The following is a 24,302-nucleotide window of genomic DNA, read 5'->3' as shown; positions in this document are numbered from 1 at the left end:
ACGGAGGGGTGAGCGACGCTGCGAGAAGACCTTGCGTTGACTAATGCTGAAAGCCGACAGCGCGTTGCCGCGCCTTCCACCGCGCGCCTGAGAAGGACCCGTCGCAACGTGCTCTTCATTATCGGGACGCTCGATCTCGGAGGCACGGAAAGCCAACTGGTGCTGCTTGCCAAGGAGTTGAAGGCGCGGGGCTGGCAGGTCGAGGTCTTTGCCCTCTCGTCGGGCGGTGTTCTTGCGGAAACGCTGAATCGTGCCGGTATCCGAATATCCTACGGGCTTCATCGCCCCAATCCCTTGCCCGCATCACTGACAGCGGCGGGGGCGGAAGAAAAATCGAGCGTTGCCCCCAAGACGCGGCCGAGCGTCAAGGCAATGCTGGTGCTCGGCGCCGCGATCACTTTGCTCGTTGGTCGCATCATTTTGACCCGGCCACGCGTGGTTCACGCCTTTTTGCCATTGACCAACTTTCTGGGCGCGTTGGCAGGTCGGTTTGCGCTGGCCCCACTCGTCATCACCTCCAGGCGCGGTCTCGGCAACCACCAGGAGCGATGGCCGCGGCTGAAGCGCATGGATCGAATCGCCAATCGGTTTTCACATGTGGTGGTCGCTAACTCGCATGCGGTCGCGGCCGACATGGCGGCCCGGGATGGCTATGATCTCGCCCGCGTGCGCGTGATTGCCAATGGTCTCGATCTGAGCCGTTTCGATGGTATCAGCCATCGCCGTGATGAGATCAGGCGCAGCCTTGGTCTTGAACCTGACGATGTCGGGGTCGTCATCGTCGCCAATCTTATTCCCTATAAGGGACACAAAGATCTTATCGACGCTTTCGCAAGCGCAAGCCAAAGTCGGCCGGAGCTGAGGTTGTTCATCGCCGGACAAGATCGAGGTATTGGGCAGGCGCTGATAGAGCAAGCCCAGCGGCTTGGCGTCGGATCGACAGTTCGGCTGCTCGGGGCTCAGGACGACGTACCAGGCCTGCTTGCCGGCATGGACATCGGCGTGATCGCCTCCCACGAGGAAGGCTTTTGCAACGCCCTGATGGAAAAACTCACCGCAGGCCTCCCAGTGGTGGCCACCAATGTCGGTGGAAATCCGGAGGCAGTTTCGGGGATGCCGGGTTGTGTGCTGGTGAAGCCTCGTGACCCTGCCGATCTGGCCCGCGGACTGCTTGCCGTTCTCGAGCGGTTGCCCGAGCAGACAGTGGACCGAAAATTTCGTCAGCGGGCGATGCGCGAACGCTACTCCATAAGGGCTATGGTGGACGCTTATGAAACCCTCTACCTCGCGGGCAAGTGAATGAGCGGGATTGCTCACTTCCAAGGCCCGGTGAATTCGGCGTCTACGCCGCGCAGCATCCTGCCATGTGTCGTCGCCGGGCTGTGTGCATTTGCCATAGTTATCTATCAGTCGTGGTTCATGCCCTATTTTCTGCCGTTCTTTACGGGCCGGGACGAGTTCGCCAGACTGGTTTTCCATGCCCTCTACGGCAGCGTGTTGATTGTTTCGATTGCCGTTCTTGCAATCCGTCGGGACGTGCGTGGCGCGATCCTCCTGCTCGCGATCGCCGGGGCGATGGCGGTTGCCCCGGTTGCGCTTCATCCACTTGGCATCGTCGCAAAGTGTTACCTGATTACCCTTTTCCTTGGCGGCGGGGCGATTGTCCTCATGCTCGCCTCATCGCCCGCAATGGTGCTGCGTCTATGTGCGTCGGTGACGGCGCTCAATGCGGTGGTCTGCTTCCTCGACCTTCTTTTTGCCAACGGCTTCACCAGTACGCTTGGCAGAGCCGCCGGCCTGGCGATCAATCCGAATGTGGCAGCCGCCGGCCTGCTTCTTGGCGCCGCGGCGAGCTATCGCGCCGTCGCGCCAAAATGGCGTGCCACTTTCCTTGTTCTCGTAAGCGCCGCTCTGCTCGTCACGCTTTCCCGCTCGAACATTCTTGCAGCCTGTGGCACCGTGGCGGTGCCGTTTGCCGTTGATATTTGGCAGCAATTTCGGGGTCACCGTCGTTTAAGGCTCGATCCAAGGGGCTGGGGTCGCCCGCTCGCCGTCGCATTAATACTGCTGGGGACAATCGGTGTCGCGCTCGCCACAAATGTTTATTTTCGCGTTTCCGTCGGCAACTCCTTCGCCGGGATGATCTCGGTTGGAAAGGCGCTCGATGAGGCGGCGGATGCTGTCGATTCGTCACATAATGAGGTTGCGTCGTCCGCCTTAGACCCGGTTGCGCCGTCGTCTCAACAAGCTCTGGCTGAATCAAGTTCGGCTGCGACGATTGACCAGCCCACGGCAGAACCTTCGATCAGATCAGACCCTCCGCAAGCCGATCCTGCGCGAGCCACTGCCTCATCTGCGCCTCCGTTCAGCGGCCTGCCTTCGTCCGCGACAGGCCAATCCACAAACGCTGCCAAGATCCAGGCGCTAGGCGAACGTCTCGTGGACGAGGGCAAGAGAAATTCGATCTCGGCAAGAGCACTCTTTCTGGAGCGAGGCCTGCTCGCGTACAGAGAAGGCGGCTTCTTCGGTCGCGGCCTTGAGGTGGCGCAGGCTCTCGCGCCTCACAACACCCTTGTCCTTTTCGCAATTGCTTTTGGGCACATCGGCTGGTTGATCCCGATCGGCCTGGTCGCTTCCGCTTTCTGGTATGTCCGCAGCGCCGGCGATCTGGCCCTTGGTGTCGCACTCGTGGGGGTCATGCTGACATCGCATGACCTCTTGCTGACGCCCTCTCTCTTTCTTCCGGTCGCGCTAGGAATTGGTGGGATGCTTGCCGAGCGGCGGGGATTTACTGAAACACATTCCTCAGCAAAAAAAGGCGAGCATCGCAGCTTTGCTTTTGGAGCTAATGCAGGCGTGATGGCCTTTGCGGCTGGCTGCATTGCGATATTGCTCATCACACCGTCGCTTGTTACCGGACGACTGCAGAACGAGACCATGTTTACCGCAAGAGGCGGGTACGAGACGCTGCTACCACGCTCGCAATTTCCTGGCCTTTTCCAATTTGACAACCTTGTCCTCGATCCCCTGTTGAAGGCTTCAGACCTGCGTGAAGAAGGGACCCCGCTCCACCAAGTTGAATGGGCGCCGAACGCATGGCCGGCTGTTGGCCCGGGCGAATATACTTTTCGCCGGCGGGACGCGGTGCTGTTTTCGGCCACGGATTCGAGCGACCCTCGCCAAAACGGACGAACCTACGCAGTCGCCGTTCCGCTCTCAGTCAGCGCGCTGTGCCTTGCTCTCCTGGGCACAATCATCGCTTGGTCGATTGTGTCGACGTCTGCCTTGACGCCACGGATAAGTCGTCGCGAAGCCTCTCTATGACTTTCGGAACAACAAGGCGTGCCCCGTAGATGGAGAAGTGGTTCTCATCCAGGTAGAGGCTATGCCCTGCGCCGTCCGTCACATCACAGCCATTTGCCGAACAGATGGTTTCGCCGGGATCAAGCAGGTGAAAGCTGGAATGGCTGGCGAAAACCATGAATGCCTGGTCGAAGGCGACGTTCTCCACCCGGGTGGGAACCGGGCAGGGCAAGGAAAGGTAAGTCGGTCTCAAATGGCAGACCACATTGGCGTCCGGCGTGTGCCCGATCAGGATCACCGGACCGCGAAAAGCGGCATAGAGTTTCGCTAAGTCCCCAAGCATGGTCGCATACAGTTTTGCCAGGTCGGGCATCTCGACAGGCGCACCATCCACTTTCCGTTCGAGAAGAGTGCGATATCCGGGCCAGCGCTGCGCTTGGACAATGGCGAGTATGTCACCGGCCTTCAACCAGCGAGCCGCCTGGTCGGTAGCATTCCGGCAGTGCCGCGTGACCGCGCCGTTTGTTCTGGTCTGGAACTCTGCTCCGAAATAGCAATTGCCGGCATCGGCCAGCAGGAAATGGAATTCTTGACCGCCGAGTTCTTGAAGCGCCCGCGTGTATTGGTCGATGTGCGAATCGCCGACCACGAGTATCTTCTTTGGACTTTGAAGGTTGCCGAACTCGCAGAAATCCAAGCAGGCCAACGAGCCGGTGATCGCCTTCAGGGCTGCGCTGTTGGCAAGTTCGTTCCCCGCGACGGAATGAAGACGCCACGGCATTCCGCCCGACATCGCGTAGCTGACCACGGAACATGAGAGCAGGCCAGTCAAGGCAAGTCCAAAAGAGGGGAGCAAGCCATGGCCAGCGCGAAAAGGCTGCTCGACGAAATGAAACATCGACATGGCCATGACGAGGGCCAGAAGCCCGACGAAGAGCGCTTCGGTCGGAAGCAGGGGGCGAAGCAAACCGTATTCGCAAAACACGATCAGGGGCCAATGAACGAGGTAGAGCGAGTAGCTGATGCGACCAAGATAGCCGACTGCGCGATTGCGCAAGGCGAAACCTCCCAATCGCGAACGGTTCGCAGACAACACCATCGCGGCGCCGGTGGCAGGGGCAAGCACGTTCCAGGCGGGCGCGCCCGAACGGCTGTCGAAAGAGAACACTGCAAACGCTATGAGGGCCAAGCCCAGCCAGGCGAGCAGCTCGTGGACAAGGACAGGTCGCGGCTTGGGAAGCCAGACCAGCGCCGCGCCACAGGCGAACTCGAACACGCGAAATGGCGTGTTGTAAAACACGGTTGCACGGCCGTCGGCGATCCAGTCCGCCGCCGGGGTCCCCGCAAACGGCCAAAACGATCCGTCCTGGAATGCGACAATGAGCCAGAAACTGAGAATGGCAATCGTGATGATCGACCAAACCATTCGTCCTGGGAATGCGGCAAGCAAAACTGAAAGCAGCATCGGCCAGACGAGATAAAACTGCCACTCCACACTGAGTGACCATGTATGAAGGAGCGGTTTCATCCGCGCGGCGAGATCAAAGTAGCCGGACTCGCGCCAGAAAAAGATGTTCGAAACGCCGTAACTCGATGCCATCAGCGATTTCGCGAAGGTCTCCAGATGTTGAGGCGTAAGCAGAAGAAACGCGGCGATGCATGACAGGGAGAATGTCGCGAAAAATGCCGGCAGCAGGCGGCGAGCCCGGCGCGAATAGAAATGCGCCAGACTGAAACGCCCTGCCTCCACATCGGTGGCCACAATGCGGGTGATCAAAAAGCCGCTGATTACGAAAAACACATCGACGCCGACAAAGCCGCCGGAGAAACCTGCGAATCTCAGGTGGAAAAACAAAACAGCCAGCACCGCGACCGCTCTAAGCCCGTCTATGTCCGTGCGGTGACCGTCCCCAGCCGCTGCCGCACATGACGGGCTGCCGAACTGTCCTCCAACCCGCAACGCGCGGCTGTCTTCCGAACAGGCCATTCCAGCCGTGGTCGAGAGCGGAGCCTGGCCGCTTCGCATCCCGTTCAATTGCTCTTGCCAGCCGTTTGAGACGGCGTGGTGTTGGCGGCCGACAATCGGTTTTGCTCCTGGCCTTTCAGGGCCGGATAGAGACCCATCATTCGCGCGACGGCTTCGTCTGTCTCGGGCTTCAGGTTTCTGCGTATATGCGAACCATCTCGGTAGATGAACTCGCCATTGACGTAGGTTGCGCAGTGTCTGTCTGGACACATCCCTTTGAGCGGATCGACGAAGACGACGTTATTGTCATGAACGAGCGATGCGAGCGCGGACACCATAGGCGACCAGATCCGGAAGACTTGCTCGCTATTCATCTCGGTCGAACAACGCCTTAGCATACCGCTTTCGAGCATCGCTGCGCATGAAGTCAGGTCCAGGCCGGGACCAGGCACTTGGCCAATGATTGCGACGCGCCGATCCGCCCTTTCGACTTCCTGGATGAGGCTACGCAGGCCATCGCGCAACAACAGGACTTTGCTGGTCTGCCTCTCACCATTGTCAGCAAGGACATTGGTGTCGGCAAGGCTTGTCCAGGCTGCGGAGAGCACCACGAGGTAGATGTCATTGCGTTGTTTCAGCATGGCGACCGCGGCCTTTCGCGACGATGAGCAGCTTTCCCGATATCCGGCCAAATCCGGAAAGTCGCGGTGGACACCTTCTCCAAAGGCGGCCGGACAGGCGCGGTAAAGAAAGAAAGCCGTGTTTTCTCTTTTACCTGCGCTGTCTAGCAGCGGCGCAAGATGCTCGGCATGGCTGTCGCCCCAGAGCACGGCGTGGCGCGCCGCTTTGTCCCAAGGCGCACCGAACGCGCAAAAGGTACTGCCCAACTCAGCGATGCTGACCATCTGCGGGCATGACCAGTCCCACATCACATCGAGGCTGCGCATTGCCTCGACTTGCTTCGAGATCCTGCTGGTGAAACCACGGGCTTCGAACACGGCATTGGCACTCAGGCAAACCATTGCCACCGCGGCGGCACCAGCGAGAAGCACGCTGGATGGCGGCGCCCGCAGGCGGCGAACGGGTTCCTCGATGAACCGCCAGGACAGATACGCCACCAGCCAGGCAACCGCTACAAGCACGCACGATTCAACCGCCGAGGGCATTGCGGTGCCAATATAATGGCGGAAGAACACGAGGATCGGCCAATGCCAGAGATACAGGCTGTAGGAGATTCTGCCCGTCGATCGCAACGGCGCGCTCGCAAGCACGGCCGAAATCGTCGACTGCGACCGCGGCCAGACGACCAGAGCAGCCCCGATCACAGGACCGAGCGCGAAAACGCCTGGAAACGGTTGGCTCGGCGAGAGAAAAAGGATGCTTGCGACTACAAGACCAAGGCCGCTCAGCTCAAACCATTTGGACGTACGCCCGCGGCCTTTCGGTGGCGCAAAGACGAGCAGGCCGCCGATAGTCAACTCCCAGGCTCGGCTGAAGGGAACATAGAATGCCTGCTTCGGATCGGCCTCCACCAGATTGAGGGCGATCGAGAAGCTGACCAGCGCAACAATGCAGATCAGCGCGACAACGGGGAGCTGGCGGCCGCGTGACAGCCGGTTGGCAACCAGAAGCAACAGCGGCCATACGAGATAGAACTGCTCTTCGACGCCGAGCGACCAGAGATGAAGCAGCGGCAGCAGCGCCGCCTCGCGATCGAAATAGCCGGTATTCCAAAGGAAATAATAGTTTCCCAATCCGAACGTGGAATATGCCGCACTGCGTCCCAGACCTTCATAGTCGCCCGGCAGCAACAGAAACCAGCCGGCAACGAGTGAGAAGCAGATCATCACCAGCATCGCCGGCAATATTCGACGCATGCGTCTGCCGTAGAATTCCACAAGGGACAGTCCGCCGCCTTCAGCCATTAAAAGGCGCGTGATCAGGTAACCGGAGATAACAAGGAAGACATCAACGCCAGCAAAGCCGCCCCGAAAACCGGGCACGTCAAAATGGAAAAAAACCACTGCGACCACTGCGATAGCGCGCAACCCGTCAATATCTGGGCGATAGTCGGACTTCAAAGCTCCCCCCGAACAGTCCCTCGGCCTCTTAGCCTAATTGCGCGATATCAGTCGATGGCCTGAGTTATGCAGTGGCGGCACTCGCTGTTGGAGGTGCAAGTTGCATTGCGAGAAACGTGGAGATACCCCCACAATTTGTTTCGGCCAGAACGACGGAAATCTCCACATTGGTGGGGAATGTGCCAGAATCAGCTATGGTCTGGTGACCAAAGGACGGAGAACTGGCAGGATTTCGGGTGGGTGTTTGTTCGCTGATGATATCGAGGGCGACGAAAACTAGCCAGCCTTGATATGAAAGTGGTTGTTTGCCCCATCCTCGACTGTATAGATGACGCTCCCGTGGGAGGACGTGGCAACCTTGGACAACCATAGCGCGGACTTGGTCGAATTTGGCCAGCACACACATGTGCTGGTTACTGGCGGAGCAGGCTTCGTAGGGTCGGCGCTTGTCGATCTTTTGCTCGCCCGCCATTGCACCGTAACCGTCATCGACGATCTCTCGAACGGGCTGCTGCCCAATCTGCCCACCGGCAATTCCCGGCTGACGATCCGCACTTTCAGAGTTGGCGATCCGGCATACGGCGCGGCGGTCCACAATGAGGTCGGGTTGGCCGATGCAGTCTTCCACCTGGCGAGTCCGATCGGCGTTCAGCTTGCCCACATGGAGCGTTTTGCCGTCACCAGCCGCATTCTCGAATCAGGCTGTGCGATCGTGGAGGCGTGCAGAGTACACCGACGTCCGCTGCTTTACACGTCGAGTTCAGAAGTCTACGGCTCCGGCCGGGACAGGCCAATCACGGAATCCGATCCGGTGACGACGGACCTGCGACCGAGATGGGGCTACGCAGCTGCCAAGGCCGCGATCGAACATTTAGTGGCGGGACTGTTTTTTGAATTCGGAATCCCGACCTGGATCGTTCGACCATTCAACATGGCCGGACCGCGCCAGCGCTCGGCGACCGGCCTCGTCCTGCCGGTGTTCGTCGATGCAGCGCTGCGTGGTGAACCACTCGTAGTCCATGACGATGGAGAGCAAAGGCGGGCGTTCCTGCACGTTGCCGACGCCGCCGAAGGTCTGCTGCTGGCAATGCAGTGCCCGTCATTGCGTGGCCGGCCAGTCAACTTGGGCGGAAGCGAAGCGATTCAGATTGGAAATCTTGCAAGAATGGTGATTGAGGCCACCGCGACGACCGCGCCCATTATCATGAAACCATCCAGCACGGTGTTTGGTGATCGGTTCGCCGTAACATACGACCGAGTACCTGACACAAGCCTGTTAACAACCATGACCGGATGGCGACCCGTGCGAAGCACGAGGCAGATGGTCCTCGACTGCATAGAGCACATGCGTACCGAACGAGTGGTTGCTTGACGTCTGGCTCCTTGGTCTCGTTCATCGGGGCCCTGCTCATCGCGGTTCCCGGCGTCTGGCTGTTTGCGCGTCTTGCGCGGCGTATCGGAGCCGTCTCCAAGGTCACGAAAGATCGGTGGCACACATCAGGCGAGGTTCCCCGGCTCGCGGGGCCCGCCATGCTGATCGCGATGTCACCATGGCTCCCCGTTGAACATACTCTCCTGCTATCAGCCTTCTGTTTGATCGGGGCGCTCGATGACCTCCGATCTCTTTCTGCCGGTGCCAAGGCAGCAGCGTTGGCCGCCGCAGCTGTTTTGGCCGGTATCATTACGCATCTGTGGTGGGTTCCGATCATCATTTGGATCGCTTGCAACGCCGTCAATATGCTTGACCATGCCGATGGTCTTGCCGCGAGCGCAATCGCGGCCGCCTTCCTCGGGCTGGGCGGCGCTCTCGGTATGGCGGGCGTCGGAGCATGCCTGGGATTTCTATTCTTCAACTATCCGCCGGCACGCGTTTTCATGGGCGATAGCGGCAGCCTTCTCCTCGGAGCGGCAATCGTGCTACTCGCGTCGCAAAGAGGGTTTGACGCTTCCCTGGCGTGGATTGCCGTACCGCTGATTGACGCCGTCTTCGTAATCAGTCGCCGCTTGCTGCAGGGGCGAAAACCTTGGATCGGCGGCACAGATCATCTTGGTCACACCTTGCTCCGCCTGGGCGTGAACCGCCGGGTTTTGCCCGCCCTATATGCAGCGACGGCACTGACGATCGGGCTTATGTTCTCGGTCTGGGCAAACACATAGGCACTTGAAGGCGTTGGGTCGAAGCTTCGGACACACGCCAGCGGCGTGTCGGCTTGCCGTGACTTCAGCCTAAAAGCTGACAGTCCGCTCGCGGCCCCAACTTGTTCTTGGGTTGCTATGACCCATCTGGCGGAAGATGAAACGGCAGAGCTTTGCATCTTGTCGGGGTAGCGCGCGTTGATTTAAAAATATGTGCGCTGGATCGCTTTGGCGACAACCGCGTTGCCAGCGATGGTCTCACACGCGCCTGAACATCGGTTTGTCAACACCGGGAGCATTGGGCTTCACGTCGTCCAGGTTGGGCCTGCCGAAGGCAGGCCGGTCATGCTCCTGCACGGCTTTCCCGACTTCTGGATCGGCTGGAGACGGCAGATCGATGCGCTCGCTTCCGCCGGATTCCGGGTCATCGTTCCCGACCAGAGGGGCTACAACACCAGTGACAAGCCGAAAGCCATCCGTGAATACACGCTCCCCAAGCTCGTCGGCGATGTCGTTGCCATCGCCGACGCGCTCGGCATCGGAAGGTTTCACCTCGTCGGTCATGACTGGGGCGGTATCGTCGCCTGGGCCGCAGGCGCAAAGCTGCCGCACCGCCTGGAAAGGCTCGTCATCCTGAACGCGCCCCATCCCGAGGTGCTGCTTGCCCATTCCTTGCGATCTCCGACCCAGTTCCTGCGGAGCAGCTATGCGGCCTTCTTCCAGTTCCCCTTGCTGCCGGAGGCTTTTCTGGGGGCGGGGCGCTCGGCTCTGCTGGCACGGGCGCTCATCAAATCCAGCCGAACAGATGCCTTCACGGCGGAGGAAATCGCAGAGTATCGGCAGGCCTGGGAACGGCCGGGGGCGCTGACAGGCATGCTCAACTGGTATCGGGCGCTGCGCTTCCGCCCAAGCCTGAAGGAGCGGATCACGACGCCGACCCTTGTAATGTGGGGGATGCAGGACCAAGCTCTGGAATATGGCCTGGCCGAGCGCAGTCTGGCCCTTTGCAACGATCGGGGCCTGCAGACGTTCGAGAAGGCGACACATTGGGTACAGCGCGAAGAGGCCAGCGCGGTGAATGCCGCGCTTCTGGCGTTCCTGGACGGCTGAGATGCCGTTCCGTTCTGCAGGTGGCCTGACTCGCCGTGATCTCCTGACCGTGCTCGCTGCCGCGGTCACAACCCACCACCTTACCTCCTCTGCTGATGCAGCATTGGCAGAGGCCTCAACGGAGCATCCGATGCCACACGTCGTCCTTCTCGGGGATTCGATCTTTGACAACGCTGCCTATGTCGCGCACGGGCCCGACGTAGTGCGGCAGCTGCGGGAGCGGTTGCCGGAGGGGTGGCGTGCAACGCTAAACGCCGTCGACGGCGCCGTCACAAGCGGCGTCGAGCGGCAGCTTGAACGGCTCCCCCAGGATGCTAGCCATCTTGTCGTCAGCGTCGGTGGCAATGATGCTCTTCGTCATGCAGGGATTCTGGAGCAGGGGGCCTGTTCGGTGGCCGAGGTTCTGGACAGGATCAGCGATATCCGGGAGGAATTCGAGCACGACTACTGTACGATGCTCGAGGGGGCGCTGGGCCAAAACCTACCCACCGCTGTCTGCACGATCTACGAGGCGCGCTTTCCCGACCCACAGCGTCGTAGACTTGCCGCAACTGCCCTGACGGTCCTCAACGACGTCATCACCCGGGCGGCGTTCTCGCGCGGTTTGCCGCTCGTCGACCTGCGCTTGGTATCGAATGAGGACGCGGACTTCGCCAATCCTATCGAACCGTCAGTGCAAGGCGGCGCGAAGATCGCGGCAGCCATCGCGGCACTTGTAGTCGAGCACGATTCAGCCGGACGTCGGTCGGTGGTCTTCGTCGGCTAAACGGCGTAATCCCGCCCGATCGTCTGCACTCCCGATGGTCGGTCGGTCGGACTGAAAGCAACAATTCAGACGGCCAGCACGATCTTGCCTTGAATACTGCCGTCGGCGGCGCGCTCATGTGCGCGCGATGCCTCGGCCAGCGGGAATGTGCTGTCGATGACGACACGCACAAGGCCGTCGTCGAGCAGGCGGGCGGCTTTTGCCAACTGCGCGCCATTGGATCGAACCTGTGTGGATGAGACCGTGATCCCCAGCCTCTCTGTCTCTTCGTGACCAGCGAAGCCCAGTGGGTTGACCAGGAACAGCGCGCCGCCCGGCTTCAGAACATGGAAGAAGCGCTCCATGCCCGCGCCGCCCACCGCGTCGAGGACAAGGTCGACGTCTCGGACGACATCTTCCGCCGCGGTTGTCTTGTAGTCGATGAATTGATCCACGCCGAGATCGCGCATCAGCGCCTCGTTCTTGGCCGATGTCACCGCGATGACGCGCGCGCCCCGCCATTTCGCCAACTGGACGGCCAGATGCCCGACACCGCCTCCGGCACCATTGATGAGCACCGTCTTGCCGTCGAGGGGCACCGGCTCATGCGGTAAGGGCTGGAACGGATTCGGCTCGTCGTGGCCAAGTTCGATCAAGAACTGCCATGCCGTCAGAAGCGACATCGGCGCACCAGCCGCATGAATATGGTCGATGCCGGCTGGTTTCAACGCAACATGCGATGCCGGCACACTGACATAATGCGCGTAGGCATTGCTACCCGTCATCAAGTTATCGGGGAAGCGAACCATTGCGTAGACCTCGTCACCGATGCTGAACTCAGCGACGTCAGCGCCAACCGCTTCAATGACGCCCGACACGTCCGTGCCGAGAATCAGTGGGAAGGACGCGTTGGGTCGCCATTCTGGCGGCAGTGCGCGATAGCCATCCCGCAGATACCAGTCGGGCGGATTAAGCCCGGCCGCCTGGACTCGGACAAGCACCTCGCCGGGCTTCACACCCGGCCTAGGCGCGTCTTCGTACACCAGCATCTCGGGACCACCGAATGCGTGCAGACGGACTCCCTTCATCTTATCGCTCATTGGTGAAATCTCCGCTCATCCATGTCATTGGAGCGAATGTAGCGGCATGACCGCCGGTTGATAATCGGTGCCGATGGCGGTTAAGTAATGCCATGGCGGAACATATCACTTTGGATCGGCTCACTGGCATCATCGCCTTCGCGCGTGCGGGATCGCTGGGCAGCTACACGGCAGCGGCGCGCGCGCTGTCGATTTCCCCGTCGGCGGTCAGCAAGAGCGTCCAGCGGCTCGAGCGGCATTTAGGAGTGTCGCTGTTTACCCGTACAACGCGCTCGCTCACCTTCACGCCCGAAGGGCGCGACCTGCATGAGCGCGCGCTGCGTCTGCTACGCGAGGCGGAGGAAATAGAGCAGGCGGCAATGACCGCGCGCTCCGAACCATCGGGCACGTTGCGCGTGGCCGCGTCGCTGCCGATCGGACTGCATCTGATCGCTCCGGCTTTACCGGCTTTCCGTCGGCTCCATCCGAACCTGATCGTCGATCTCAGGCTGGGTGACCAGATGGTGGACATGATCGAGGAAGGGATCGATGTCGCCATACGCATCGGTGATCTGGCTGACACCCGGCTACTATCACGCAAGCTCGCACCCCATCGCCTTTGCTGCTTCGCCTCGCCAGCCTATCTCGAGGAACGCGGCACACCGACCCATCCCGATCACCTGGAAGGGCACGACACCGTCAACCTTCGGTATCAGAGCACAGGCCAGGCCTTTCGCTGGCCCTTCCGGATTGGCGACCGTGAAATCGAGATCGTGCCCAATTCCGGTGTGGTCGCCGATGCCAGCGATGCCGTGCTCATCATGCTGGCAGCCGGCGGTGGGATAGGCATAGGCGCCTCCTTCATGGCGGCTCCCTATGTGAAGCGCGGCGAACTGGTCCCAGTGCTGTCCACGTTCGCGGTCGAGCGAAACAATGTCACCGTGCTCTGGCCGGCAAGCCGACGCGCCAACCCCGCCGTGCGCGCCTTTCTGACCATGCTCGACGCGGCTTTCACTCTGCGAATGGCAGCTTCAAGCATCGACTGATCTGGCGCGGAAGGGTCGCTAAAGGGCGAAAGCGGTCAATCACTGCTGATTGGCTGAACGGCAGCTATTCCGGGCACAACGTCCAAAAGCTGCTATTCCGTTTCGGCCCCACTACAGGCCGCCCCTCCTCGTCGAATAGCATTAGACTAGTTGATCGGCTACAACGACCTAGAGTGCTAGCAACGGGGAGGGCACATGTCGGCGAGTGCTTACGCATTGACTGGCTTCATCTCGTGGGCGCTGGCCCTGCTGATCGTGATGGAAGTTATCCGGAGCTACCTGGTGATCTCTGGGCAAGTCCCGGCAAACGGCTTTACGCCAGATAACGGAGCCCTCTCCCCGTTTATGCGGAGGTTAGCCCGTGCCCACGCCAACTGCATTGAAGGGCTTCCAATCTTCGGAGGTCTGCTCGGAGTCGCGATCATCATTTCAAAGACAGATGTCACGGATCCCTTGGCCTCCACGATGTTAGGCGCACGTATAGTGCAGTCGGTGATCCACCTCGTCTCAACCAGCCAACTCGCGGTCAGTCTCAGGTTCACCGCGTTCGCTGTGCAAATGGTGATTGGTGCGTATTGGTGCTGGTTGCTGTTGATCTGAAGAGTGGCGGAGCCCCGACGCAAAAGTGGGCCACCTCGATTCCGGGAGCCTTGGCAAACCCACTCCGGATCGTGACCCGAAAGACTGTCCCTTTTGACAGGCGAGCGAACCGCAAAACTGGCAGTGGCAAAACCGCCGTTGAGGCATGATATTGCTGTTGGATTTTGGGGCTACTCCCCAGCTTCGGAGAAGGATCGGCGTTCAGAGAGCAATTTGCACGCCTGGGCGCTGCGGCGCTCCCCAGCTTTTGGCCACACGCACGCCCTGCAAACGCTCGGGCTCCAGAGCGCCTGGCAGCGGAGCAGAGAATTGTTGGACTTTGTGAGTGGTAGAGGGAGAGGAACTGAGATTCAACCTTCTCCACCTGCACTTGTTCCTTGCACGCTGGCCTCAGCAGCACCTAATCCTGCCACGCAACCTGGAGGAGCAAGCCAGTGCTACCGAGCTATGTAGACACCGATCGGCTCGCGCTTGTAGCCATAGGCCTCCGCCCGTCGGGGTTCACCGGCGCCGGGGTGGGGGGCCGGCCTAGGGGGCCCAGCAACGCGCACGTCAGCCTAGCTATCTTTGAGTCGCCGGGTCCGGAGACCGCCAGGCTGGATTATACCCGACAAATCTTGATAGGCTGCCGTTCTGGGGGTCGCACGATGAACGAGGTTGAAAAGCTGGCCGTCGAGGTTGTCGCGACCGGCCTTGGCTGGCCCGAGGGCCCGACGGTGCTGCCCGATGGCCGAATTGTCGTCGTCGAAAGCTATCGCAGCCAGCTGACGGCCATAGATAGCGGCGGAAGTGCTCGCCAGTTCGCCTATGTTGCCGGAGCGCCCAACGCCTGCGTTCTCGGATCGGATGACCTGCTCTATGTCTGCCAGAACGGCGGCACGACCGGACCTTGGCGGGCCGCGGACATGACGACGCCATCGATCCAGCGGGTTGCCGAAGGCGGAAAGCCGGAAATCCTGCTGAGCGAAGTCGCGGGCATTCGGCTCAATGGGCCAAACGATCTTGTATTTGCTGCTGACGGCCGGCTCATCTTCAGCGATCCCGGCACATACAACCCGGGGAATCCGGACCCAAGCTACATCTTTGCCGTCAACCCCGACGGCAGTGCGTACCTTGCTCTCGGGTTCGACAAGCCGACCTTCCCCAATGGTGTGGCGATCGAAGCCGACGGCTCAATCATTTGGGGGGAGTCCTATACGGGGCGCGTCAAGCGGCAGCGTCCGGATGGTTCCGTCGAAGACCTGGGCCGCTTGCCTGGGCCCAATCCGATCCCGGACGGGCTGAAGGTCGGAGCCGATGGCCGCCTTTATGTCACGGATATTGCCGCCAACGGCATTCATGTGCTCAGGCCGGACGGAACAGCGGAAGGTTTCTTCGTCTGCGGCAAGGCAACGACCAACTGCGTCTTCTTGGGCGAGACGCTTTGGGTGACAAATGCCGGCGTGCTGGCGACCGGCAGCGATCCATCCTTTGAGGGAACACTCTCCCGCGTGCGTGTTCCGGGAGGCGGTGGACCGACGCACCACGGTCGCATAGACGGTAAGAAACCGTGAGTAGCTCCTCGACTGTCTCGAACGCAGGTGCTCTGATCAGCAGTGGCGTTGGTGCATCGCCTGCTTCGACGGCGGCGTTGAAGCGCCTGTACAGCGTGGCCGCGGTCCGCGTCGCCGCGCGGCGGACTTTGCCACGCCCGGTGTTCGACTTCGCCGATGGCGGTGCCGAGGATGAGCGAACGCTGCGCCGGAACGAGCAGGCTTTCAGTGAGGTTGCCATTCTGCCGCGACCACTCAACGGTGCAACGACGCGAGACCTTTCCCTTGACCTCTTCGGCGCGAAACTTGCCATCCCGCTCGGCATCGCGCCAACCGGCCTGGCCGGTCTGTTCTGGCCCGACGGTGAGTGCGCGGCAGCACGAGCAGCGGCAGCCGCTGGCACCTTCTACTGCGCCAGCCACGGCTCGACATGCACGCTGGAGGACATAGCGGCCACCGGAACCGGCCCGCGGTGGATGCAGGTGTTCGTCTATACCGATCGCGGCTTCACTCAAGAAATGGTGGAACGGGCAAGTGTCTCCGGGTATGAGGCGCTGGTTCTCACCATCGACAACCAGATGCTCGGCAATCGGGAACGCGACATCCGCAACGGTTTTGCAATCCCGCCGCGCTTTGGGGTAGCCGGGACGCTCGCGGCCGCCACCAAGGCGGCGTGGCTACTGCGTATGCGCACTCGACTCCCGAAACTGACCTTCGGCAACTACGCGCGCCCCGGAGATACGGGGACGGTCAGTGCATTGGCGGGCCGGATGGCCGCAATGCTCGATCTCGGACTCTCCTGGGCCGATGTCGACTGGCTGCGCACTGTCTGGTCCGGACCGTTGTTGCTGAAAGGCGTCCTGCATCCCAGCGAAGCCGCCGAGGCTGTAGCCCGAGGAATCGACGGCATCATCGTATCCAATCATGGGGGACGTCAGCTCGACGGCGCCGCCGCGTCGCTGGACGCGCTGCCGGCAGTTGTCGCAGCTGTCGACGGCCGCATACCGGTGCTGATTGACGGTGGCGTCAGGCGAGGCTCCGACGTCGTGAAGGCGCTGGCGCTCGGCGCCTCGTGCTGTCTGATCGGGCGGCCGCAGTTGTGGGGGCTCGCGGTTGCCGGCGAGCACGGTGTGCGTCACGTGCTCGAACTATATCGCAAAGAGATCGATCGGGTAATGGGACTGATGGGGGCGCGGAGCCTGCGCGACCTCGGGCCGGACTGTGTTTCGTTCGTTCAGGGAATGGGGCCGCTACATGATTGAAGACCCACCGCTGCTCACCATCAAGCGCCGTTTCGAACGGCCCGCAGCAGAAATCATCAGTGCTTTTGCGGGCGTGCCGGTTAGCCAGGTCGTAGACGCCATGGGGGGACGCGGGGCCTTGCATTATGCGATCAAGCCACTGTCGCCAGCTACTGCGACGATGGTCGGCGTTGCCGTGACCTGTCACTGCGGCCCCGCCGACAACCTCGCCCTGTTTGGAGCACTGGATGCCGCAGCAAGTGGCGATGTCATCGTCGCGGCCACCGACAGCTTTGCCGGTACGGCGGTAACTGGCGATCTCGTGCTCGGCATGGCGCGCAACAAGGGGGCCGCCGGCTTCATCACTGACGGCCTCGTGCGCGACGTTGTCGGGATCGAGGCGGTCGGGTTGCCGGTTTACTGTGCCGGGATCATTGCGAACTCGCCTGCGCGCAATGGTCCAGGCACGGTCGGATTCCCGGTGGTGGTGGGAGGAGTGACCATCTCGCCGGGAGACATACTGGTCGGCGACCGCGACGGTGTCGCCGTGGTCCCCCGCCTGGAGGCTGAGACTGTGCTGGCGCGGCTCGCCGCCATCAGGGCGGCTGAGAAAACTCTTGATGGCCTGGTGCGGCAAGGTCTCGAGGTGCCCGACTTCGCCAAGGTCGTCCTCAAATCGAACAGGGCGCGCTTCGTTGACTGAGATGTGAGCTTCTCTAGCTGCGGGACATATGAAGCGCAACACGATTTCGTCCTTCCGATTTGGCACGAAACAGAGCCAAATCGGCGGCATTGACGAAATCGTTTGGCGTCTCGTTCTCGGTGGGCACCGCTGTTGCGACGCCGACGCTGATGGTCACGCGATCGGGGCCGTGGGGTATGTTCAACTCTCGCACGCTCTGGACGAGCCGCTCGGCGATCGCACTGGATTGTTCCAGTATAGTGTCGACCAGCACGATGACGAACTCTTCGCCTCCGTACCGCGCAGCGAGATCGGTGGAACGGCCGGAACCGCTCTGGATTACGCGGGCGATTTGCTTGAGCACATCGTCGCCGGCCATATGGCCATAGGTATCGTTGTATCGTTTGAAGTTGTCGGCATCGATCATCAACAGCGACAGTGGGGACTGTGCGCGAAAAGCGCGTTTCCATTCAGCCGCCAGATATTCGTCAAAATAGCGCCTGTTACCGAGACCCGTCAGGCCGTCGATCCGCGTTAGACGTTCAAGCTCTAGATTTGCACTGATCAGCTGTCGCTGGCTTTCCCTCAGCGCTCGGTGTGCCGAGTCTCGCTGGACGTGATCCAGATAGGCCCGCGTGTGATATCGAATGCGTGCAATCAACTCGATACGATCCGGCAGTTTGACGAGATAGTCGTTCGCGCCCGCAGCGAAGGCTTCGCCCTTGGTGGCTGGATCTTCCTTGCTCGACAGCACAATGACTGGAACCGCGCGTGTCGACGCATGCTTCCTGTATTCTCGCACCAGATGTAGCCCATCCACCCCGGGCATGACGAGATCCTGCAGGATAACGGTTGGTTTTACCTCATCCGCGACCGTCATCGCTCTCAACGGGTCGGTGCAGAAGTGTAAGGAAATATCGGGCTCGTTGGCTAGGGCGCGCCTGACCGCCTCGCAAACCATGATCTGATCATCGATGAGCAGAACCATGGATGAATAGTTATCTGCGAGTGGCGGGACCAACTCTGGTTCTTGCGTCATCGGAAGGGGCCTTTCACGTGGAGCGCTCGCAGGCTTCGATTATACGTGAGCCGATCGCACCCAAAGGAAGAATATCAACAGCCGCGCCGATGTCGGCGGCGGCCTTCGGCATGCCATAGACGGCACTGGTTGCTCTATCCTGCGCGATTGTGAGATGCCCCTTGTCACGGAGCTGTCTCAGCCCGCGCGCACCATCCCTGCCCATGCCTGTGAGCAGAACACCAATCACCGAGCCAGGCCACCATTGCGCCGCACTTTCGAAGAACACATCTACGGACGGCCGATAAACATTGTCCTTGGGGCTGGGCGTATAGCCAAGTTGCTGAGCTGACTTGAAAACCAGATGATCCGCAGAACTGGCAACGAGAACGGTGCCCGCTTGTGGACTATCCCTTTCCCCCGCCGGACGGATCGGGAGACGCGTATGCTGCCCTAGCCAATCAACAAGGCCTGGAACGAACTGAGCATCGAGATGCTGGACGAGCACAATCGCGCCGCCAAAATCAACGGGAAACGCGCTCAGGACTGCGGCAACGGCAGCCGGCCCGCCCGCAGAGGCGCCGATTGCTATCAGGCGTCGAGTTGACGGCTCAGCCGCACGTGACATCCGCCTTTTTGCCTGGGTAGGCGCATCACCGATCAACTTGCCTATCGTTCGTATCTTGTTCGTCAAAAGCCGGGCGGATTGCGAGGACGCGTTGCCTTCGATGCCCACCGACGGAATATCGACTGCGTCAAGCGCGCCATGACCCATTGCTTCGTAGACGCCGGCGAGGTTGGCTTCGATACTGGCGGTCACCAGCAAGATTGAGCACGGGGTTTCCGCCATGATTCTGCGCGTCGCTTCCACGCCGTCCATCTCTGGCATCGCTAGATCCATGAGTATCAGATCCGGCAGATCACGTCTGCAGACCTCGACCGCCTCACGCCCATTGGTCGCGATCCACGCGACCTGATGTTCGCCGGTCGACAGGACCAGTCGACGCAGAAGTTCAACCGCCATCGGCATGTCGTTGACTACGCCGATTCTCATTCGCTGGCTTCCAATCTCGATCTCATTCAGCCGCCTCGCCAATCATGTCCACGACGGCATGGATCAGCGCCTCGTCCTGAAAACTACTCTTGGTCAGATAATAGTCCGCACCTGCGTCGAGCCCGCGCGCGCGATCTTCTTCCCGATCCTTGTATGAAACGATCATAATGGGTGTGTTCTTGAGATCAGCGTCCTTTCTGATCAAACTCACCAGTTCGATGCCATCCATGCGAGGCATGTCGATGTCGGTGACGACGAGATCGAAAGGACCAGACCGGACGGCATTCCACCCGTCCATGCCGTCTACCGCCACTTCGACCTCATAACCGTAATTGCCGAGCATCTTGCGCTGGAGTTCGCGAACCGTCAGTGAATCGTCAATCACGAGCACGCGCTTGCGCCTGCTCGCTTCGGGACCGCCCGCGGCGCGCCGAAGAGCTCGAAATCCGCTGGACGATGCAAGCTTTTCCACCGATCGGATCAGATCGTCGACATCGAAGATCAGAACGGGCGAACCATCTTCCATCAGGGCCGCTGCGCTGATGTCCTTGATCTTGGCAAACCGTGGATCGAGAGGTCTGATCACTAACTCGCGTTCCCCGAGAAAACGGTCAACGATCAGGCCGTACGCATCGCCCCGACCCGCATCTACGACGACGACCGATAGTTCGTTCGGTTCCGATCCGGGCTCACCTCGATCGAGCACCTCGCGAGCGGTGACCAGCCCGATCTGTCGATCGTTCAATCGAAAATGCGGCCGGCCCTGCAGGACGTTGATCTCCGTCCGCTGCAGTTTCAAAGTCTTGGAAATGGCAGCGAGTGGAAAAGCATAGGGCTCTCCATCGACATCGACGAGCAGCGTGCGCAGGACCGACAGTGTCAGCGGCAATTGCAGTTGAAATCGGGTTCCGTGGCCAAATTCTGAGGAGACGCTTGCGACTCCCCGGACTTCCTTCGTCATGGCTTGCACTGCATCGAGCCCCACACCGCGACCTGAGACGTCGGTAAGGCCCGCTTTCATGGAAAAGCCTGGCAGAAACAGAAACGCGAGCAATTCGCTTTCGCTGAGTGTTTCAGCACTTTCCCTGGTTGCAAGTTGCCGGGCGACGACGGTCTCGCGCAGCTTCGAGAGCTCTATCCCCCTGCCGTCGTCCACCACGGCTATCTGCAGCAGCCCGGCATTGTGCCTCGCTTCGAGCCTGATGAGCCCCTCTTCGGGTTTGCCCATCGCGAGGCGCTCCTCAGGCGGTTCAAGCCCATGGTCTACAGCGTTGCGCAGAAGGTGCCCCAAAGGGGCATCGAGCTGCTCGAGGATATCGCGGTCGATGCCGGTCGAGCCGCCTACGATCTCCAGTCGCACCCGCTTGCCAAGGGTACGACCGAGGTCGCGGATCATTCTCGCATAGTGTCGCACGCCGTCCTCAAAAGGCCGCATCCGGCTCGCCAACGTTTCGTCGTACAATCTGTTGGCAAGATCGGTCGCTTTCCGATCCACTGAATCCAACTCATCGAAACGCTCCGCCAGGAACGCTTGGCTCAACCGAAGCTTTCGCTGCGCTTCAGCCAGCGCCTCCACCACCGCCGCATCGTTTGAAACCGGCGGCAGCACTGCATGAAGATTGTCGAACGCACTTGCGAGGTCCGATTGAAGTCGCTTCAGCCGTAGCAGCCCGTCAGCGAATGGCCTGAGCCGCCGAGCTTCCATCAGCGACTCGCCAGCCAGCCCGAGCAATCGGTTCAGGCTGTCTGCCGTCACCCGAACCATTCTATCAGAGCCGATGCTGCCGTGGGCTTGCGGTACCGCCCCAACGAGGAGGTTCGCTGAAGAGGTCGTCGCCAGTTGCTCCTGGGCATGATCTGGAGTTGCGAAATCAGCTGCAGAATCTTGGGGACCGGGCTTTGCCTGGGGGAGGGACAACCCCTCGAACTTCGCGAGAAAGGTTTCGACTTCTGAGTTGGCGCTCTCGCTCGATGATCCCGATGCGATCAATTTCAAAAGGTCAGAACCTTGCAGAAGCGCGTCTATATGCTCCCGTCGCACCCTCAGATGCCCGCGTTGCGCTGCGACCAGGCAGTCTTCCATCGCATTTGCAACTTTGACTGCGGGCATCAGGTCGATGATGCGGGCAGCTCCTTTCAGGGAATGCGCGGCACGCATGCATGCTTCCAGGGCGTCGGCGGCGATAGGATCGCGTTCGAGTGCCAGAAGTCCAGAGGTCAGAGCCCGTGACTGCGTCTCCAGTTCGGCCTGGAAGAGGCTGAGCATCGAAACCTGGCTGAAGTCTTCATCTGTCATGCGATGCTCCGATCCAGCATCGTGAGCAGTTGTCGTGGATCGAGACAGCCAACGGCTCGTCCTTGCCATGGCAGCACGGCAACCGTAGCGGCAGACAGTGCCTTCCCAATCATGGCCGGAACAGCGAGAGTGTCGCGTTCCTGGTACCGATGTAAGCCGTGGATCTCATCAACCATAAAAGCAACCCGCTTGTCGCGCTCGCCTACCACGACAAGGCGGCGAAATACCTTGGTTCGTGTGCCTTGTTCCCCTTCCTTGCGCTCGTCTATCCCGAGCAATTCGGCCAGGGAAAGGCAAATGAGCAATTCACCACGGACATTCGCAATGCCGAGCAGTGCACTGTTCCTGCGATGTGGAAGTGAATGAACGCGACGAGATTCAGCCACTTCATGAAAAATACCGACCGGAAGTGCCAGCCATTCCTCCCCCAAACGGAAGAGAACGGCCGTCTGCAGCGCGTCGCTGTCTGCCGAATCGATCCCTGCACGACCAGCGTTGTCAGGCCATTCGTCGCGAGATGCCGAGGGAGCTGCACGGTCGAGGAGGCGTCGTGCGATCTTCTTGTAGGTCGGGCAATTGCGGCAGTGGAGATGCTGCTCTAGTAGCGGACATGACTTGTCACCCCGTACGCCTATTTGCCGCCAGCAGTCGTTGATTTCGATCTGCTCCACCGGCTGAGCGATCCTTGTCGAAGCCGCCATCAACTGCCGCTCCTTTTCTGGACCCGACCCAGCCGGCCGGCCAGCGCCTCGGCGCCGTTATGGTCGCCTTGCTTGCTAAGCAGCAAGGCCAGATGGACAAGAGCTTCTCGATGATTTGGCGCGAGATAGAGCGCCTTGCGATAACTTTGCGCGGCTTCGGGCGCAGAACCATCCGCATCCTGGACGAGGCCCAGCAGGTAGAAGATTTCTGCGGAAGGACCGAACTCCCTGAGATGCGCCAGGGCGACCTCCTGTGCCTCCTTTACGCGTCCTGCATTGGCGATCCGTTCAACCGCGATGAGGCTTTCCGAGGCGCGTGCAAGCGGCTTGGCCGGAGCCTGCCCGCGGCCTTCATTGCCAATTGTCGGTCGGAACGGACGAAGAGGCTCGCTCTTGTTGACCTTAGGGCTTGGCATCCGCACCGGGACGGCGGCCGAAACTTTCGGCGCCGTGGTCTTGACGGGCTCCGATTTCAGAAAGGCGAAGGCCAATGGCCATTCAGCGGAAATAAAGCCATGCACCCTTGGAAGAGCTGCTTCCGCCGGACCGACCAGAAGAAGTCCGTCTTTGGCCAGCAGGTCCTTCAGGCAGATCAATGCGCGATCCTGCAGCTCTCGATTGAAATAGATCAGCAAATTGCGGCAAAGCAGGATGTCATAGACCTCTTGCCCGAAAGGCGCGTGAGAACCGAACAGGTTTCCTACCATGAACCGAACCTGTTTCAGCACCCCAGCAACAGGCCGCAACCCGCCCTCGGTCGCTTCGAAATAGCGATCCTTGAATTCGAGATGGCTGCCGCGAAACGAATTGCGGCCATAGATGGCGCGTTCAGCCGTCGCGATATTGCGGCTGCTGACGTCCACGCCATCGATCTTGAACTCATGCGCCTCAAAGCCGGCATCGAACATGGCCATGGCGACCGAGTAAGCCTCTTCGCCGGTTGAACATGGCAGGCTCAGGATTCTTATCGGCTGAGCAGGCTTGTGCGCGCGCGCATGCCGCGCCAGCATCGTGAACGCTTCTCGGTCGCGAAAGAACCAGGTCTCTGGGATCACCACCGCATTGATCAGCTCCTGCAGCTCCTGCGAGGAACCGGCCAAGTGTTCCCTATAGGCCTGAGGGTTGGTTATCCGGCATGCTTCCATCCGTTCTCTGACCGCCTGACGAACCACTGTCGGACCAACGCTGGCACTGTCTAGTCCAATGGTTTCCGTCAGGAGCTTTTCTATTGCTCCGGTCATTGATCACCTATTGCCGCCTGGCGGAGCAAAGCGGTACGAATCTCTTCCGAAAGCAGCGCTTCCACTTTGACCCACTGAATGATCTCCGAACCATCGGAAGCCACCGGCCCAAGATAGGGCGGGGTTCCTGGTTCCAGTCCGAACGGCGCGAAATCGGCCGGGTCTCGCTCGATCGTATCCGTCACCCGTTCCGCGATCAGCCCCAGCAGGCGTCGCTCGCCATCATCCGCCGGATAGCGCGTCACAACGATCCGGGTGCTCAACAGGCGCTCCGATGGTCGGCCAAGCGCAAGAAGGGTGACATCGATCAGGGGGATGGGTATTCCGTTATAGCTGACCAAACCCACCACACCAGTTGGCGCACCCGGAAGAACTTTCACGTCGATATAGGGCAGCACCTCTTCAATTTTGTGGACATCGATCAAGTAGCGATCCGGACCCATGCTGAAGGCGAGGAATAGCATTGTCACA

The 24,302-nt window shown here is 60.4% G+C and carries 20 protein-coding genes; 11 read left to right on the top strand and 9 right to left on the bottom strand.

Annotation, left to right across the window (positions count from 1 at the left end; all coding sequences use genetic code 11):
* The first annotated feature begins 36 nt into the window (after positions 1 to 36).
* Both ACYG9R_RS28950 and ACYG9R_RS28945 read left to right on the top strand, forming a co-directional pair.
* Positions 37 to 1,299 carry a glycosyltransferase gene (locus ACYG9R_RS28950; protein ID WP_081726790.1) on the top strand — a complete coding sequence of 421 codons (1,263 nt, stop codon included), beginning with the start codon at positions 37 to 39 and terminating at the stop codon, positions 1,297 to 1,299.
* On the top strand, positions 1,300 to 3,324 hold the full coding sequence (locus ACYG9R_RS28945; protein ID WP_155923178.1) for a hypothetical protein: 2,025 nt from the start codon (positions 1,300 to 1,302) through the stop codon (positions 3,322 to 3,324).
* Here ACYG9R_RS28945 and ACYG9R_RS28940 read toward each other — a convergent pair.
* Together ACYG9R_RS28940 and ACYG9R_RS28935 are read right to left on the bottom strand one after the other, a co-directional pair.
* Entirely contained in the window at positions 3,254 to 5,329 is a 2,076-nt protein-coding gene (locus ACYG9R_RS28940; RefSeq protein ID WP_081726789.1) for an acyltransferase family protein, read from the bottom strand. The genes ACYG9R_RS28945 and ACYG9R_RS28940 overlap by 71 nt on opposite strands.
* A gap of 5 nt (positions 5,330 to 5,334) precedes the next feature.
* Complete coding sequence (locus tag ACYG9R_RS28935; RefSeq protein WP_023823236.1) at positions 5,335 to 7,350, bottom strand: acyltransferase family protein; 2,016 nt, start codon at positions 7,348 to 7,350, stop codon at positions 5,335 to 5,337.
* 358 nt (positions 7,351 to 7,708) lie between these two features.
* Between ACYG9R_RS28935 and ACYG9R_RS28930 the strand changes: the two genes are divergently transcribed.
* From ACYG9R_RS28930 to ACYG9R_RS28915, 4 genes are all read left to right on the top strand, one after another.
* Positions 7,709 to 8,722 (top strand): NAD-dependent epimerase/dehydratase family protein, encoded by a 1,014-nt coding sequence (locus ACYG9R_RS28930; RefSeq protein WP_196813567.1) that lies wholly within the window; start codon positions 7,709 to 7,711, stop codon positions 8,720 to 8,722.
* 158 nt (positions 8,723 to 8,880) lie between these two features.
* Positions 8,881 to 9,507: an MraY family glycosyltransferase gene (locus ACYG9R_RS28925; RefSeq protein ID WP_245260008.1), complete on the top strand. Its 627-nt coding sequence runs from the start codon at positions 8,881 to 8,883 to the stop codon at positions 9,505 to 9,507.
* Between the two features lie 231 nt (positions 9,508 to 9,738).
* Entirely contained in the window at positions 9,739 to 10,596 is an 858-nt protein-coding gene (locus ACYG9R_RS28920; RefSeq protein WP_023823235.1) for an alpha/beta fold hydrolase, read from the top strand.
* A gap of 130 nt (positions 10,597 to 10,726) precedes the next feature.
* On the top strand, positions 10,727 to 11,362 hold the full coding sequence (locus ACYG9R_RS28915) for an SGNH/GDSL hydrolase family protein (protein ID WP_023682294.1): 636 nt from the start codon (positions 10,727 to 10,729) through the stop codon (positions 11,360 to 11,362).
* Between the two features lie 65 nt (positions 11,363 to 11,427).
* On the opposite strand, the gene ACYG9R_RS28910 is transcribed toward ACYG9R_RS28915, so the two are convergent.
* Positions 11,428 to 12,441 carry an NADP-dependent oxidoreductase gene (locus ACYG9R_RS28910; protein ID WP_023823234.1) on the bottom strand — a complete coding sequence of 338 codons (1,014 nt, stop codon included), beginning with the start codon at positions 12,439 to 12,441 and terminating at the stop codon, positions 11,428 to 11,430.
* Between the two features lie 92 nt (positions 12,442 to 12,533).
* On the opposite strand from ACYG9R_RS28910, the gene ACYG9R_RS28905 reads away from it, so the two are divergent.
* From ACYG9R_RS28905 to ACYG9R_RS28885, 5 genes are all read left to right on the top strand, one after another.
* Complete coding sequence (locus ACYG9R_RS28905) at positions 12,534 to 13,466, top strand: LysR family transcriptional regulator (RefSeq protein ID WP_023689456.1); 933 nt, start codon at positions 12,534 to 12,536, stop codon at positions 13,464 to 13,466.
* 195 nt (positions 13,467 to 13,661) lie between these two features.
* Positions 13,662 to 14,066 (top strand): MAPEG family protein, encoded by a 405-nt coding sequence (locus tag ACYG9R_RS28900; RefSeq protein ID WP_023682292.1) that lies wholly within the window; start codon positions 13,662 to 13,664, stop codon positions 14,064 to 14,066.
* 647 nt (positions 14,067 to 14,713) lie between these two features.
* Entirely contained in the window at positions 14,714 to 15,619 is a 906-nt protein-coding gene (locus tag ACYG9R_RS28895) for an SMP-30/gluconolactonase/LRE family protein (RefSeq protein ID WP_023823233.1), read from the top strand.
* 77 nt (positions 15,620 to 15,696) lie between these two features.
* The gene (locus ACYG9R_RS28890) at positions 15,697 to 16,860 is read left to right on the top strand and encodes an alpha-hydroxy acid oxidase (protein WP_023823232.1); all 1,164 of its coding nucleotides are present in this window, start codon (positions 15,697 to 15,699) and stop codon (positions 16,858 to 16,860) included.
* Positions 16,853 to 17,542, top strand: a complete 690-nt coding sequence (locus ACYG9R_RS28885) for an RraA family protein (RefSeq protein WP_023823231.1) — start codon at positions 16,853 to 16,855, stop codon at positions 17,540 to 17,542. Before ACYG9R_RS28890 ends, ACYG9R_RS28885 begins: the two co-directional genes overlap by 8 nt.
* Before the next feature lie 13 nt (positions 17,543 to 17,555).
* On the opposite strand, the gene ACYG9R_RS28880 is transcribed toward ACYG9R_RS28885, so the two are convergent.
* From ACYG9R_RS28880 to ACYG9R_RS28855, 6 genes are all read right to left on the bottom strand, one after another.
* Positions 17,556 to 18,509 carry a response regulator gene (locus tag ACYG9R_RS28880; RefSeq protein ID WP_023669440.1) on the bottom strand — a complete coding sequence of 318 codons (954 nt, stop codon included), beginning with the start codon at positions 18,507 to 18,509 and terminating at the stop codon, positions 17,556 to 17,558.
* A 64-nt stretch (positions 18,510 to 18,573) separates the two neighbouring features.
* Positions 18,574 to 19,593, bottom strand: a complete 1,020-nt coding sequence (cheB, locus tag ACYG9R_RS28875; protein ID WP_023693323.1) for a chemotaxis response regulator protein-glutamate methylesterase — start codon at positions 19,591 to 19,593, stop codon at positions 18,574 to 18,576.
* A 22-nt stretch (positions 19,594 to 19,615) separates the two neighbouring features.
* Positions 19,616 to 21,889, bottom strand: coding sequence for a hybrid sensor histidine kinase/response regulator (locus tag ACYG9R_RS28870; RefSeq protein ID WP_023713485.1), 2,274 nt, complete (start codon positions 21,887 to 21,889; stop codon positions 19,616 to 19,618).
* Positions 21,886 to 22,590: a chemotaxis protein CheW gene (locus tag ACYG9R_RS28865; RefSeq protein WP_081726787.1), complete on the bottom strand. Its 705-nt coding sequence runs from the start codon at positions 22,588 to 22,590 to the stop codon at positions 21,886 to 21,888. The genes ACYG9R_RS28870 and ACYG9R_RS28865 overlap by 4 nt, the downstream gene beginning before the upstream one ends.
* The gene (locus ACYG9R_RS28860; RefSeq protein ID WP_245260007.1) at positions 22,590 to 23,690 is read right to left on the bottom strand and encodes a CheR family methyltransferase; all 1,101 of its coding nucleotides are present in this window, start codon (positions 23,688 to 23,690) and stop codon (positions 22,590 to 22,592) included. Before ACYG9R_RS28860 ends, ACYG9R_RS28865 begins: the two co-directional genes overlap by 1 nt.
* A gap of 137 nt (positions 23,691 to 23,827) precedes the next feature.
* Positions 23,828 to 24,295 (bottom strand): chemotaxis protein CheW, encoded by a 468-nt coding sequence (locus ACYG9R_RS28855; protein ID WP_023669446.1) that lies wholly within the window; start codon positions 24,293 to 24,295, stop codon positions 23,828 to 23,830.
* Positions 24,296 to 24,302 lie beyond the last annotated feature (7 nt).

Source organism: Mesorhizobium sp. RSR565B, from assembly GCF_054719465.1.
Note: the sequence above shows the minus strand (reverse complement) of the source record. Positions and strands in the feature narration are given on the sequence as shown.

What these genes read in the sequence shown, in the direction of transcription:
- ACYG9R_RS28945 (WP_155923178.1), top strand. Translation starts at nt 1,300, where the DNA reads ATGAGCGGGATTGCTCACTTCCAAGGCCCGGTGAATTCGGCGTCTACG.
- ACYG9R_RS28940 (WP_081726789.1), bottom strand. Translation starts at nt 5,329, where the DNA reads ATGCGAAGCGGCCAGGCTCCGCTCTCGACCACGGCTGGAATGGCCTGT.
- ACYG9R_RS28925 (WP_245260008.1), top strand. Translation starts at nt 8,881, where the DNA reads ATGCTGATCGCGATGTCACCATGGCTCCCCGTTGAACATACTCTCCTG.
- ACYG9R_RS28920 (WP_023823235.1), top strand. Translation starts at nt 9,739, where the DNA reads ATGGTCTCACACGCGCCTGAACATCGGTTTGTCAACACCGGGAGCATT.
- ACYG9R_RS28915 (WP_023682294.1), top strand. Translation starts at nt 10,727, where the DNA reads ATGCCACACGTCGTCCTTCTCGGGGATTCGATCTTTGACAACGCTGCC.
- ACYG9R_RS28910 (WP_023823234.1), bottom strand. Translation starts at nt 12,441, where the DNA reads ATGAGCGATAAGATGAAGGGAGTCCGTCTGCACGCATTCGGTGGTCCC.
- ACYG9R_RS28905 (WP_023689456.1), top strand. Translation starts at nt 12,534, where the DNA reads ATGGCGGAACATATCACTTTGGATCGGCTCACTGGCATCATCGCCTTC.
- ACYG9R_RS28900 (WP_023682292.1), top strand. Translation starts at nt 13,662, where the DNA reads ATGTCGGCGAGTGCTTACGCATTGACTGGCTTCATCTCGTGGGCGCTG.
- ACYG9R_RS28895 (WP_023823233.1), top strand. Translation starts at nt 14,714, where the DNA reads ATGAACGAGGTTGAAAAGCTGGCCGTCGAGGTTGTCGCGACCGGCCTT.
- ACYG9R_RS28885 (WP_023823231.1), top strand. Translation starts at nt 16,853, where the DNA reads ATGATTGAAGACCCACCGCTGCTCACCATCAAGCGCCGTTTCGAACGG.
- ACYG9R_RS28880 (WP_023669440.1), bottom strand. Translation starts at nt 18,509, where the DNA reads ATGGTTCTGCTCATCGATGATCAGATCATGGTTTGCGAGGCGGTCAGG.
- cheB (WP_023693323.1), bottom strand. Translation starts at nt 19,593, where the DNA reads ATGAGAATCGGCGTAGTCAACGACATGCCGATGGCGGTTGAACTTCTG.
- ACYG9R_RS28870 (WP_023713485.1), bottom strand. Translation starts at nt 21,889, where the DNA reads ATGACAGATGAAGACTTCAGCCAGGTTTCGATGCTCAGCCTCTTCCAG.
- ACYG9R_RS28865 (WP_081726787.1), bottom strand. Translation starts at nt 22,590, where the DNA reads ATGGCGGCTTCGACAAGGATCGCTCAGCCGGTGGAGCAGATCGAAATC.
- ACYG9R_RS28855 (WP_023669446.1), bottom strand. Translation starts at nt 24,295, where the DNA reads ATGCTATTCCTCGCCTTCAGCATGGGTCCGGATCGCTACTTGATCGAT.